Annotated in this window: 12 protein-coding genes; 1 reads left to right on the top strand and 11 read right to left on the bottom strand. The window is 71.9% G+C overall.

Annotated features, from left to right (window positions below; genetic code table 11):
* Window positions 1-5: 5 nt before the first annotated feature.
* The 9 genes from O7617_RS22100 to O7617_RS22060 all read right to left on the bottom strand — a co-directional run bounded on the left by O7617_RS22100 (window position 6) and on the right by O7617_RS22060 (window position 9,641).
* Window positions 6-1,238, bottom strand: a complete 1,233-nt coding sequence (locus O7617_RS22100) for a sigma-70 family RNA polymerase sigma factor (protein WP_282257860.1) — start codon at window positions 1,236-1,238, stop codon at window positions 6-8.
* A 26-nt stretch (window positions 1,239-1,264) separates the two neighbouring features.
* A complete protein-coding gene (locus O7617_RS22095) occupies window positions 1,265-1,600 on the bottom strand; it encodes a YciI family protein (RefSeq protein ID WP_282257859.1) in 336 nt (111 codons plus the stop codon).
* Between the two features lie 85 nt (window positions 1,601-1,685).
* Complete coding sequence (locus tag O7617_RS22090) at window positions 1,686-2,297, bottom strand: ATP/GTP-binding protein (protein ID WP_282257858.1); 612 nt, start codon at window positions 2,295-2,297, stop codon at window positions 1,686-1,688.
* Window positions 2,278-2,664 (bottom strand): DUF742 domain-containing protein, encoded by a 387-nt coding sequence (locus O7617_RS22085; RefSeq protein ID WP_145779890.1) that lies wholly within the window; start codon window positions 2,662-2,664, stop codon window positions 2,278-2,280. The genes O7617_RS22090 and O7617_RS22085 overlap by 20 nt, the downstream gene beginning before the upstream one ends.
* Window positions 2,665-2,669: 5 nt before the next feature.
* Window positions 2,670-3,092, bottom strand: a complete 423-nt coding sequence (locus O7617_RS22080) for a roadblock/LC7 domain-containing protein (protein ID WP_282257857.1) — start codon at window positions 3,090-3,092, stop codon at window positions 2,670-2,672.
* Window positions 3,093-3,183: 91 nt separating this feature from the next.
* Entirely contained in the window at window positions 3,184-5,757 is a 2,574-nt protein-coding gene (locus O7617_RS22075) for a nitrate- and nitrite sensing domain-containing protein (RefSeq protein ID WP_282257856.1), read from the bottom strand.
* A 79-nt stretch (window positions 5,758-5,836) separates the two neighbouring features.
* Window positions 5,837-7,450, bottom strand: a complete 1,614-nt coding sequence (locus O7617_RS22070; protein WP_282257855.1) for a prenyltransferase/squalene oxidase repeat-containing protein — start codon at window positions 7,448-7,450, stop codon at window positions 5,837-5,839.
* Entirely contained in the window at window positions 7,447-8,349 is a 903-nt protein-coding gene (locus O7617_RS22065; protein WP_282257854.1) for a terpene synthase, read from the bottom strand. The genes O7617_RS22070 and O7617_RS22065 overlap by 4 nt, the downstream gene beginning before the upstream one ends.
* A gap of 2 nt (window positions 8,350-8,351) precedes the next feature.
* On the bottom strand, window positions 8,352-9,641 hold the full coding sequence (locus O7617_RS22060) for a cytochrome P450 (protein ID WP_282264832.1): 1,290 nt from the start codon (window positions 9,639-9,641) through the stop codon (window positions 8,352-8,354).
* 462 nt (window positions 9,642-10,103) lie between these two features.
* Between O7617_RS22060 and O7617_RS22055 the strand changes: the two genes are divergently transcribed.
* A complete protein-coding gene (locus tag O7617_RS22055; protein WP_088988578.1) occupies window positions 10,104-10,352 on the top strand; it encodes a DUF2630 family protein in 249 nt (82 codons plus the stop codon).
* 103 nt (window positions 10,353-10,455) lie between these two features.
* Here O7617_RS22055 and O7617_RS22050 read toward each other — a convergent pair whose 3' ends face one another.
* Both O7617_RS22050 and O7617_RS22045 read right to left on the bottom strand, forming a co-directional pair.
* The gene (locus O7617_RS22050) at window positions 10,456-11,388 is read right to left on the bottom strand and encodes an RIO1 family regulatory kinase/ATPase (protein ID WP_282257852.1); all 933 of its coding nucleotides are present in this window, start codon (window positions 11,386-11,388) and stop codon (window positions 10,456-10,458) included.
* Window positions 11,389-11,893: 505 nt separating this feature from the next.
* Window positions 11,894-12,538 (bottom strand): HAD family hydrolase, encoded by a 645-nt coding sequence (locus O7617_RS22045; RefSeq protein WP_282257850.1) that lies wholly within the window; start codon window positions 12,536-12,538, stop codon window positions 11,894-11,896.
* Window positions 12,539-12,547: the final 9 nt, after the last annotated feature.

Genomic DNA, 12,547 nt, shown 5'->3' with positions numbered 1-12,547 from the left:
CCGTCCTATCGGGCGAGTTCGGCCGCCCGGTCCAGCAGCGCACGGCGCTCGGCGGTCGAGCCCACCGTCGCCGCCGCCTCCCGGAACAGTCCGGCGGCCCGACGTCGGTCGCCCTGCCGGGCCACCAGGTCGGCCTCCACCGCCACCGCGAGCGGATAGCCGTCCAGCCCTCCCCCGGCCCGCGCCGCGCCCAGCAGAGCCAACCCGACGGTCGGCCCGTACGCGTACCCGTGCGCGACAGCGCGGTTGAGCGCGACCACCGGGGAGGGCCGGAGGTCGGCCAGCGCGTCGTAGGCCCGCGCGATGGTCGGCCAGTCGGTGTCGTCGGCCGACGCGGCGGTGGCGTGGCAGGCGGCGATCCGGGCCTGCCACGCGTACGGCCCGTCGTGGCGTACCCGATGGAGGGCTTCCAGGCCCTCGGCGACGGCGGCCCGGTCCCACAGTGAGCGGTCCTGCCGCTCCAGGGTGAGCAGGTTGCCGGCGGCGTCGCGGCGGCCGTCCCGGCGGGAGTGCTGGAACAGGACCAACGCCAGTAGCGCGGCCACCTCGGACTGCTCCGGCATCAGCCGGTCGAGCAGCCGGGCCAGTCGGACCGCCTCGTCGGCGAAGGCCGGTTCGCCGTCGGCGACGTAGCCTCGGGTGAACAGCAGGTACAGCACCGCGAGGACGCCGGGCAACCGCTCGGTCAACGCCGGCCCGGCCGGTACCCGGTACGGGATCCCGGCCTGCGCGATGCGCGTGCGGGCCCGGGTCAACCGCCGGGTCATCGTCGACTCGGTGACCAGCAGAAGCCGGGCGATGGCGGCGGTCGGCACCCCGCAGACGGTACGCAGCGTCAGCGCCACCCGGGCCTCGAAGGCGAGGGCCGGATGGCAGCAGGTGAAGATGAGCCGTAGCCGGTCGTCCACCACGTCCTCCCCCACCTCGGGCTCGGGCTGCGCGTCAGGGGGCGTGAGCAGGGCGAGGTCGTGCAGCTTGCGGCGTTCCACTGTGGCCCGCCGCAGCGCGTCGATCGCCCGGTTGCGGGCCACCGTCATGAGCCAGCCGCCCGGGTTGTCCGGCACACCGTCGACGGGCCAGCGCTCCAGGGCGACGGTCACCGACTCCTGGGCGCAGTCCTCGGCCAACGCCCAGTCCCCGGTCACTCTGATCAGGGTCGCGACGATCCGGGGGTACGCCTCGACGCCGGCGGCCGCGACGGCTTCCGCCGCCGCGCCGACCGGTGCCCCCGTGCGCACCGTCCGGCGCTGCGATGTGGGCACCGTCAGTCGGGCAGGTCCGCGAACGGACGCAGTTCCAGTCGCCCCGCACGGGCCATCGGGTGGGTGCGGGCCACCTCGATCGCCTCGTCCAGGTCAGCGCACTCGATCAGGTCGAAGCCGACGATCACCTCGGCGGTCTCCGCGAACGGCCCCTCGGAGACGAGCAGTTCACCGTCGCGCACCCGGACGGTGGTGGCCGCGCTGGTCGGCGCCAGCACGTCGCCGGTCAGGCGGCGGCCACGAGAGTCGTTCTCCGCCACCCACTTGTGGATGTCGGGCAGTTCGGTGGGGTCGGTGTCCGGCTCGCTGTCGCTGCACACGAACATCATGTATTTCATCTGGTCGCTCCCTGGTCTCTCGGGGTGTCGCCAGCATGACGATCGGCCGACGGCGTTCCGGACACCCTCCCCCGAAAAACGTCGGTCAGTCTCCGCTGGCGGCGCGGCGACGGGCCTCGCGGGTCTTCATGGCGTGCTCCATCAGCGTGACGAGCACCTCCTTGCTGGACTCGCGCTGCCGGGCGTCGCAGAGCAGCACCGGCACCCCCGGGTCCAGGTTCAGCGCGGCCTGCACCTCGTCGAGCCGGTACTGCCGGGCGTCGGCGAAGCAGTTCACCGCCACCACGAACGGCGTACCCCGGCCCTCGAAGTAGTCGATCGACGGGAAGCAGTCGGCGAGCCGGCGGGTGTCGGCCAGCACCACGGCACCGATCGCGCCCAACGCCAACTCGTCCCAGACGAACCAGAACCGGTCCTGCCCGGGCGTGCCGAACAGGTACAGCACCAGGTCTTCGCTGATGGTGATCCGGCCGAAGTCCATGGCCACGGTGGTCGTGGACTTGCCCTCCACTCCGGAGAGGTCGTCGATGCCGACACCGGACTCGGTCAGCACCTCCTCGGTGCGCAGGGGCCGGGTCTCGCTGACCGCACCGACCATGGTCGTCTTGCCCACGCCGAAGCCGCCGGCGACCAGGATCTTGATCGCGGTGGGCAGTGTCGTCGCTCCGGCCGGCCGGTCAGAGTGCCCGTAGTCCATTGATTACCGCCTCGAAGATGCTGTTGTCGGGAAGACCGGCCGTGGTCTGCGGCTCGCGGACCCGCACCAGGCTGCGGGCCGCCAGGTCACCGAGGAGCACCCGGATGGTGCCCACCGGCAGGTCGAGATGAGCGGCGATCTCGGCGACGGACTGTATGCGCTGGCACAAGCCGACGATCGCCACGTGCTCCGGACCGAGACCGATCTCCGGCGTGACCTCGGCTTGGGTCGCGGTGACCAGGGAGATCAGGTCGAAGGTGCCGGTGACCGGGCGGGCTCGCCCGCGCGTCACCGCGTACGGGCGTACGACCGGACCCGCGTGGTCATCCACCCACTGATGGTCTGCGGACTCCCCCTGGACCGTCATCGCCGCTACCTCTCGTCGACCGACTGCTCAGTTGCCCGGGAAGGAGACGCGACGTACTTGCCGACGCGGGTGACCAGCATCGCCATCTCGTAGGCGATCAGGCCCACGTCGGCGTCCTCGCTGGCCAGGACCGCCAGGCAGGCGTTGCGCCCGGCCGCCGTGACGAACAGGAACGACGACTGCATCTCGATGATGGTCTGCTGCACCTGCCCGCCGCCGAAGCGCTTCCCGGCGCCTCGGGCCAGGCTCTGGATGCCGGCCGCCATCGCCGCCAGGTGCTCACCGTCGTCCCGGCTCAGCCCTTGGGAGGAGGCCATCAACAGCCCGTCGCTGGAGAGCGCGACCGCATGCTCGGCCTGCTTCACCCGGCCCACCAGATCGTCCAGCAACCACGTCAGGTCGGCACTCGAAGCCGTCTTCTGCGCCACTTCGTCGTCCTCTTCTCGCCCGGCTGTTGCGCCGTGTTCGTCTAGGGCTGACCGTCACGCTGTGCGGGGGATTCCCGCACTTGGACAGCGGTCAGGGGGCTTGGGGGTCCTCGTCGCTCGGCTCGGGCGTCGCCGTCGTCGGGGCGCCGGACGGGCCACCGAGCAGCCGTGCCGCGTCGGTGCGGCCACGACGGGTGCCGGTCTGGTAGGAGCTCATCATCCGGCGCACCTGCTCCGGCTGGCGCACCACATCCTCGTCGTCACTCTCCGACTCCGCTGGGTCGTCCCGTAGCTCGGGAACGATGTTCGCCTGTCGGACCCGGACCGGGAGACCGGAGTCGGTTCGCGCCGCCTCGGCCTGGTCGGGCGTCGGGGCGTCGCCGCCGGTGGCGACCGGAGGGCCGTCGTCGGCCGTGACGGGTGCTTCCACGCGCTCCGCCCCTCGGGTGCGGTCGACAGCGGGCAGGCCGGTGGGAACCGTGGGTGCTTCCAGCGCCGGCACGGTCGGACCACGCCGGGCCCGGACGGGCAGTTCGGGCGTCGCGGTCGTCCGCTGCCGGGTGGGCAGGGCGGTGTCGCCCTCGTCGGCCGACGTCGCCGGGTCGGCACCGTCCGACGTGGGCGCTGCCGGGACGACCGCTTCCGGTACGTCCGACGCGGTCGCTGGCGTCGCGGCGAGCGCGACGGGTGCGAGGGCCGTCGACCGGCCGGTGTCGGCGGAGTTCGTCGACGGCGTCGGAGCGGCCGAGCCGGTCCGCATCGAGCCGGAGTCCTCCGGGTTGGGACCGTCCTCGGTGACCAGTTCGAGCGGGATCAGCACGACCGCCGTGGTTCCGCCGTACGCCGACTCCTTCAACCGCACCCGCACACCGTGCCGCTCGGTCAGCCGGCTCACCACGTAGAGGCCGAGGCGGGAGGCGTTGGCGAGGTTCAGCTCGGACTGGTCGACGATCCGGTGGTTCGCCGCGGCCAGGTCCTCCTCGCTCATGCCGAGGCCCCGGTCCTCGATCTCGATGGCGAACCCGTTGGCCACCGACTGGCCACGGACCTCGACGGTGGTGTGCGGCGGGGAGAAGGACAGGCCGTTCTCGATCAGCTCGGCGAGCAGGTGGATCACGTCGCCGACCGCCCGGCCGGCGAGGGAGACCTCACCGAGCGGCAGCACGTTGACGCGGGTGTAGTCCTCCACCTCGGCCACGGCGCCACGTACCACGTCGACCATCGGGACGTTGCGCCGCCAGGCCCGACCGGGGGTGGAGCCGGAGAGGACGATCAGGTTCTCCGCGTTACGCCGCATCCGGGTGGCCAGGTGGTCGACGCGGAACAGGTCCTCCAACTCCTCCGCGTCGTGCTCACGGCGCTCCATCGCGTCCAGCAGGGTGAGCTGGCGGTGTACGAGTGCCTGGGTGCGGCGGGCCAGGCTGAGGAAGACCTCGCGGACGTTGCGACGCAGGTCGGCCTGCTCGACGGCGGTCCGCAGAGCGGTCTCCTGGACGGCGTTGAACGCCTTTCCGACCTGGCCGATCTCGTCGGTGCCGAATTCCAGCGGCGGTGCCTCGGTGGCCACGTCGACCTCCTCGCCGCGGCCGAGCCGATCGACCACGCGTGGCAGCCGCTCGTCGGCGAGCTGCCAGGCGGCCTCCCGCAGCCGGCCCAACTGGCGTAGCAGGGCGCGAGCAGTGGTGATCGAGACGACGACGGAGGCGATGACGGCGAGCAGACCCAGACCGGCGGCGAGCACCAGCCGGATGACCACCCAGACCGCCACCGGCGTGGCGCGCTTCACCAGAGCGTCACCACCGGCCAGGACGACGGCTTCCTGCTCCTTGAGGGAGGGATCGATCGCGGCCTGCCAGTCGCCGGCCTCGACCGGCAGCGGCGCGTTGGGGCGACCGGCGGTGACCATCCGGTCTTCGAGGGCGCGGAGGCGGGTGAAGGCCTGCCCCTCGGTCATCTGGACGTAGCGCTCACGGTCGGCGTCCGGCAGCTCGGCCAACGCCTCGGCGACCAGGAACCGTTGCGCGCCGACCAGGTGGGCGAACTGGGTGTACTCCGGGGCGCTGACCCGACCGGCGGCGGCCATCCCGGCGAAGAGCGCGTCCTCCTGCGACATCAGCTCCCGTACCCGCACGAGCCGGGTGAGGTTGACGGTGTCCTGGGCGATCTGCTCGTCGTCCAGTTGACCCATCGCCGCGTACACCCGGAACAGCGAGTCGAGGACCCCGGTGTACGCCGCGGCCGCGCCGGCCCGGTCCACGGAGCCGGAGACGACGGCCGCACGCATCTCGCCGAGCCCGTCCAGTCGGGCGACCATCTCGTCGATCCGACCGATCAGTTCGTCGCTCGACGCGAACCGGGCCCGCCAACTGCGGGCCGACTCGGCGAAGGTGGTCGCGCTCTTCTCGCTGCGTTCGTGCTGCGCCTGCAACTCCTGTGCCAGGCCCTGATCGCGGCGGCCGAGGTAGGCCACCGACATCCGACGCTCCCGTTGAAGCTCGGTGAGCAGTGACTCACTCGGTTGCGCGACCTGCGAGTCGAGCGTCTGCGCACCGAGCACGTTGAAGCCGTCGCGCAGGGTCACCCAGGCCGCGAACGCCCAGAGCGCGGCGAGCGAGACCAGCAGGGCCACAATCTTGGTGCGCAAACTTGCACTGCGGGAAGCCATCCCACCCGTCCCTCGACCGTTTCGATTGGCTGAACGAGCCCAGCCCCCGGCCCGGCGCACGCTAGCAGTGTCCGGAATTTCACTCAAGCGGTGCAGACCAACGGCTATCCGGGATATGGGCGGATCCGCCCAGCCGCGCCGCAGCCGAAACCCGGGCAGCCGCCACCGTCGCTCGGACTATCACCGCCGGATGATAAAGGTCCTTGTCATGCCACAGTGGATGATCGGTACGCTCATCCTGCATTGTGGACAGACGGTGGGCGGCGGCGACGCCCGCGGCACGGATCGTGGATGACGGCGGCGCGGCCAGCAACACGAGCAGCCCGTAGGCGGTCTCCTCCGCCGTGCCACACCAGCGCCCCCACGAACCGTCGGCCCGCTGGGTGTCGAGCACCCACGAGACGGCCCGCCGCACTGCGTGGTGTGCCGACGGCCCGCCGTACTCCCGGAGCGCCAGCGTGACGCAGTAGGTGGCGTAATACGGCGAGGCGTGCCACCGGTCCGACCATCGACCGTCGGGTTCCTGCCGATCGAGCAGCCATCCGGTGAGCCGGCGCAGCACGGGCGCCGGGGACGGGCCGCCGACGCCGACGCACCGACCGAACGCCTCCAACACGTGCGCGTTGGTGGTCACCGACGAGCCGTCCTCGCCCTGCCAGGTGCCGAAGTGCTCACCGGCGTCGAAGCGGCCCAGGCACGACGGATCGGCGGGGTGACCCAGGAGGGCCAGCGCGTACAACGTCACGGCCGTCGTGTCGGCGTCGGTGGGCAGCCCCGGGCCGGTGGCCGCACCGTCGGGTCCCAGCGCGTCGCGCAGCCCGGCGAGCAGCTCCGGCGGCACCGTCGGGAACACACCGGCCCGCGCGAGGGTGCTCAGCACCCACGCCCGTTCGAACACGGTGATCGGAGTGGCACACGGAACCGCTCCACCGTGCTCGTCGGCTGCCCGGATGAGGTAGTCCAGCGTGGCGGATTGAGTACCGTCGGGGTCGCCGAGCCACGCGGCGGTGGCGGCCGGCGAGGCTCCGACCGGGCCGGCGGCGGTGGCGGTGACACCTGCCGCACCCCGGGCGGCCGGGCCGAGGACCTCCAACGCATGCAGCAGCTTGGGCGTAATCGGCCGACCGGACCCCAGCAGCAGGCGTACCCGGTCGAGCCGCTGCCGGTCCAGGGCGTCGGGCATCGCCGGCGCGCCGACGCCTCGCCAGTGGACCAACCGCGTCGGCGGGTCGGCGAGGTGGTCGGCGATCCGGTCGACGAGTGCCGGAACGATCAGGTCCGCGGCCGGCAGGTCCGGCACGGGGTGGGTCGCCGGGCCGGTCGCCCGGTCGAACAGCAGTCGAAGTCCACGATCGACGGCATCGGACACCGCCTCGGGAGACCAGCCCGCCGGTTCGTCGCGCAGCAACGTCGCGAGCAGCCCCTCCACGGCGCTCAGGGTGGGCACCAGCGCGTACCCGTCCGGCCCGCCCCAGCCGCCGTCCGGGCGCTGCCCGGCGAGCAGGTACCGGATCCGGTCGGCGTGGCGTGGCAGCCAGGGGGCCAGGGAGACCAGACGGGCGGTCTCGTACGGCGAGGCGGACGTACGGCCGTACGGGTGCCGGCTCAGCTCGGCGATCACCTCGGTGACGTCGCGCGCCGGCCCGCGATCTCTGGACGCCCCGGTGTCCTGGACCAAGGCCCCGGTGCTCACGACACTCCCCAGAAGTCGGTGCTCCGGTAGAAGCCGGTGGTGTAGCCGAGCTGTCGGGTCAGGTACGCCGCCTCCCTCGGGCAGTCGACCCGCAACTCCTCCAGCAGGTCGGTCGCCTCCGCGACCAGGCGCTTCAGTTCCTGTTCCACGACTGACCGGTCGTCCACCAGCATGATCGCGTTCAGGTCGCCCCAGCGAAGGTCCCGCTCGTACGTACTCAGGTCGTTGACCAGTCGAAGAGCGCGTTGCACCGCGTCACTCACGATGACCAGCCGGTCGAGCGCGGCCTCCGTCTCGGCCGCGCCGGTCCGGATCCATTGCAGAACGTTCACGAGAGTGCTGGCCAGGTTGTCCGCGTTGTCCAGGTACTCGGCGAGGCTGGGCCGCGCTCGGAGGTCGTCGCCCATCGCCGTCTTCCACTGCCACTCCTGCCGCATGGCCAGCAGGCTTCGACGGGCCGCCGCCCGCCATGCCCCACCCAGCCGGTCGAATGCGGGCGCGGCAGCCAGGTCGTCGTGGAGAGCAGCGAGGAACCGTTGCAGTGGCTCGTCGGCCGACGGCGGTTCACCGTCGGCCACCCGAAGCTGCCCCTGCACCAGCCGGTCGAGCTCGGCGGCGGAGGTGGCCAGCCGGTCCACCTGCCAGTCCAGCGCGAACACCCAGAGCACGGCCCGATTGGTCAGTCGCAGCTCGGCGGCCGCACACCAGGGCGCGCTGAACGCGGTGACCAGCGCGATGGTGCTGGTCAGAGCGCCGTCGAAGGGCCCTTCCGCGAAAAGGTCCGGGTGCGCGGTCAGACACCGTTGCAGGTCACGTTGCCCCTGGGCGGCGAGGGCACAGACGCGCCCGTGCTCGGCGGCCTGCTGGAGGTCGTCGCTGATCGCAGATCGTTGTGCCACTGCTAGGCCAGGGCCGGTTGCCGATGGGGGGTGAGCAGCAGCGGCACCCGTTCCCGTGGTCGCAGCGACGCCGCCAGTTTCGCCGACGGCATCCCGGGCGTGCAGAGTCGGTACCGGAATCGGCTGAGCAGGGTCGCCACGATCAGTGGCGCCTCGAGCTGGAAGAGGTACTGACCGATGCACTGGTGAGCGCCGCCACCGAACGGGTAGTAGGCGTAGCGGTGAGCGCGCCGGGGAGCGTCGGGCGCGAAGCGTTCCGGGTCGAACACCTCCGGCCGGTCCCAGAAGCGGGCCAACCGCTGGGTCACGTACGGGCTCAGGATGATCGTGCTGCCGGCCCTGACCCGGGTGCCGTCGATGACGTCGTCGGCGACGGCGGTGCGGGGCACCAACCAGCCGGACGGGTAGGCACGCAGGAGCTCGTCCAGCACCATCCGCAGGTAGCGCAGCTCGCCGAGCTGTTTCTTGTCGATCACGTCGTCGGGGCCGACCACGCGATCGATCTCCTCGTAGAGCCGCGCGGCGACGTCGGGCTGTTGCTCCAGCAGCGGGAAGAGCCAGGTGAGCACGACGTACGTGGTCTCGGTCGTGGTGGCGAACATCGACACCAGATCGTCGCGTACCCGCTGCTCGTCGAGTCTGCGGCCGTGTGCGTCACGGGCCCGGGCCAGCGACGCGACGATGTCGTCGCCCTCGTCGTCCTCGGCTCGCGCGGCATGGACCAGCGGCAGCAGGATGTCGTCGATGTTCCGGACCGCCTGGCGGAAGGCGCGGTCCCCGGGCATCGGCACGGCGTCCGGCATGAACGGGGTGAGCAGCCGGAAGCGCAGCGCGTTGGCCACGGTGTCCTGTTCCGCGACGACCCGTACGGCGTCGGCGACGGTGATCCGGTCGCCGAAGAAGACCTTGATGACGGCCTGGCAGATGATCCGGGAGATCTCGTCGGCCGCGTCGACCGGTTGGCCGTTGCGGGCCGGGAGTTTCAGGTCGTCGACCGCATCGCTGATCGCCCGGCTCAGATCGCCGATCGCGGCGTCGAGCCGTTTCGGGGTGAAGTGGACCTGGAGCCGCCGTCGGCTCGCCTCCCACTGTGGCCCCTCGGAGAGGATGCCGTCACCGCCGAGCTTCTTGACCGACTGCCAGAGCATGCTGTCGCCGGCCCGGGTGTAGTTGGCGGCGTTGTCACGGAGCACGTGCTGGACGTGTGCGGGCTCGGTGACCAGGTACGGGCGGATGGTGCCGAGGTTCAGTCGCACGATCCGCCCGGGTGCCGAGTCGGCCAGCCCGACCATCGTGCCCAGTGGATCACGGAGCAACCCGGGTAACGTCCGCCGAAGGGTGGCCACGTGTGGATCACGGTGGGTCGGCATGGTCGGCTCAGTCATCGTTCACCTGCACGGGTCCGTCCTCTCCGGTGGCACCGCACTGCGGGTCGCGCTTCGTGCTGCCTCGGCGATGGCGCGTGACCATCAGGCAGAGCTTCGCATTCGCGAATCCGCTTCACCAGCAGGCGGATCGGGGAGACTTTTCGCTCAGGCCGGGTGATTTGTGCCTTTGATCCGGACGGGCAAGGCCCATCCACGAGAATCCCGCAGGTGGTGCCCCCGTGATGAGCACCGCGTGAGGCCATCCGGACGGAGAGTGAAAAATGGCACATTGACGCGTCGGCGTCGGTGTGATCCAGGCTGACGACCGGAACACAAGCGGCTGACGAATCCAGGCGTTTCCGGGGCCGCTGTGCCAGGCTCAGGAGCATGGACGACAAGACCATCCTGAACCGGATCTCCGAGCTGGTCGACGAGGAACACAAGCTGCGTGCCGAGGCGCAGGCCCACGAGTCGGGCACCGCGGGCGAGGCCAGCGAGCGACTGCGCGCCCTGGAGGAGTCCCTCGACCAGTGCTGGGACCTGCTGCGCCGCCGACGGGCCGCCCGGGACACCCACGGCGACCCGGACGCGCAGGGCGAACGCCCCAAGCCCGAGGTGGAGCGCTACCTGCAGTGACGGCACAGCGGGTCGGGCGGTTCGACCGCCCGACCCGCTCCGATCAGCGCAGCGCAGCGCAGCGCAGCCCCGCTCCGATCAGCGCAGCCCCGCCTCGCTCCGATCAGCGCAGCCCCGCCTCGCGGAGCAACTCACCGGTCAACGTGCCGGGATCGGTCTGCTCGGCGGGCAGCCCCCGAGCCGCGAACCAGGCCCCGACCACCCGCACGTCACGTGCCAGGAACTCCGGACCCTGCGGGTTGGCCACCACGTCGACCACCTGCGGCAGGTCGATCACGACCAGCCGCCCCCGGTGCACGAGCAGGTTGTACGGCGACAGGTCACCGTGCGCGTAGCCCGCCCGGGCCAACACCCGCAGCGCCTCCACGAGTTGCGCCCACAGGTCGCGCAGCTCGGCCGGGTCGGGCCGCAGCTGAGCCAGTCGGGGCGCGGCCTGCCCCGACTCGGCGTCGCCGACGAACTCCAACATCAGCTCGGTGCCCCGTAGCTGCACCGGGTACGGCACGGCGATCCGGTCGTGCCCGGCCCCGATCTCCCAGAGCCGGGCCAGAGCCGCGAACTCCGCCGCCGCCCACTGCCCGGCGATCATCTGCCGACCGAACGCCGTGCGCCCGGCCATCGCCCGGTTCTCCCGGGACCGACGCACCCGACGCCCCTCCAGATAACCGGCGTCGCGGTGGAACAACCGGTGCTCGGGATCCCGGTAGCGTTTGACCGCCAGCAGACAGGACCGGTCGGTGTCGGGCACGGCCCGGCGGACCAGGTGGACGTCCGCCTCCTTGCCCGTCTTCAGCACACCCAACTCGGTGTCCCGGGCGGCCAACTCGGTGACCAGCCAGGCTGGGTGCGGCTCCGGCCCGTGCACGGCGTCGTCCCAGGACGACCAGTGGTCGCCGGTGTCCGGATCGGGCTCGCCGTCCGGGTCGGCGGGCGGCTCGGTGGGCCGCCCGCGCTTCAGGAACTGTGGTTCGTCGTCGTCGAAGCGGCTCTTGCCGCGGCTCCGGCGCTCCAGCGCCGGGAAGTCGTGATCGCGCACTGTGGTGAGGTTCCCTTGGTCGAGGCTGAGCTAGGCGGCTGGAATCGACCTGCGAAGACGGTCATGACCGACCTCCTCTCCTCGACCGGGCCCACGCCCGGGACGCACCATGCGCAGGACCACTCTCAGGGCCACGCGACACCCGGTCAACCGAATTACCGCCGACCGCACGCCGGTGCGTCGCGACCGCCCCGCCCCGCTCCCCTGCCTCGCTCCCCCGCCCCGCCTCGCCCCGAACCGCCCCGCCCCGAACCGCCCCGCCCCGCCCCGCCCCGCCCCGAACCGCCCCGTCCCGTCCCGTCCCGTCCCGTCCCGTCCCGTCCCGTCCTCGGGCATGATCCGCACAACAACCCTGATGTTGCTGCCTCCAGGCGCGTGGAGGCAGCAACATCAGGGAAACTGCGCGGGCACAGCGCGGGCGCGCCGGGCACAGCGCGGGCGCGCCGGGCACAGCGCGGGCGCGCCGGGCACAGCGCGGGCGCAGCCCGCGCGGACAGGACCGCCCTCAGCGGGCCAGTACGGTGGCGACGGCGGCGATCAGCCCGTCCACGGTGTGGCTCGGCGCGAACCGCACGTCCGACCAGGTACGTCCCCGGTGCAGCCAGACACTCGGCAGCCCGACGGCGGCCGCGCCACCGATGTCCGCCTCCGGGCTGTCGCCGACCACCCAGGCGCCGCGCAGCGGCATCCGGACCCGCTGGGCGGCGAGCGCGAAGATCCTCGGGTTGGGCTTGCTGACGCCGGCCTCCTCGGAGATCACCCAGTCCGCGACGTACCGGTCCAGGCCGGTCTGGCGAATCTTGGCGTCCTCGACGCGTACCGTGCCGTTGCAGACCACCACCGGCACCCACCCGGCGTCGTCGGCGATCCGCAGCGCGCAGGCGGTCAACGAGTCGAGCCGGGTCTGCGCCACCACCCCGTCGTGCAACTCCTCCACCAGGTCGATCGAGGGGATGCGCAGCTCGTAGCGGTCCCGGATGGCATCGGCGAGATCCCACCGGTCGGTCAGACCGTCGGCGTCGATCGAGACCAGCCAGTCGATGTCGGTGTGGGGCGCGCCGATGCCGGCCAGGAAGCGCTCACCCCAGCGGCGGAACGGCCCGGCCCGATCCAGCAGGGTGTTGTCCAGGTCCAGCAGGAGCAGTGGCACTCGGGCACC

It is taken from the genome of Micromonospora sp. WMMD1155, from assembly GCF_029581275.1.
GTDB lineage: Bacteria > Actinomycetota > Actinomycetes > Mycobacteriales > Micromonosporaceae > Micromonospora.
Note: the sequence above shows the minus strand (reverse complement) of the source record. Positions and strands in the feature narration are given on the sequence as shown.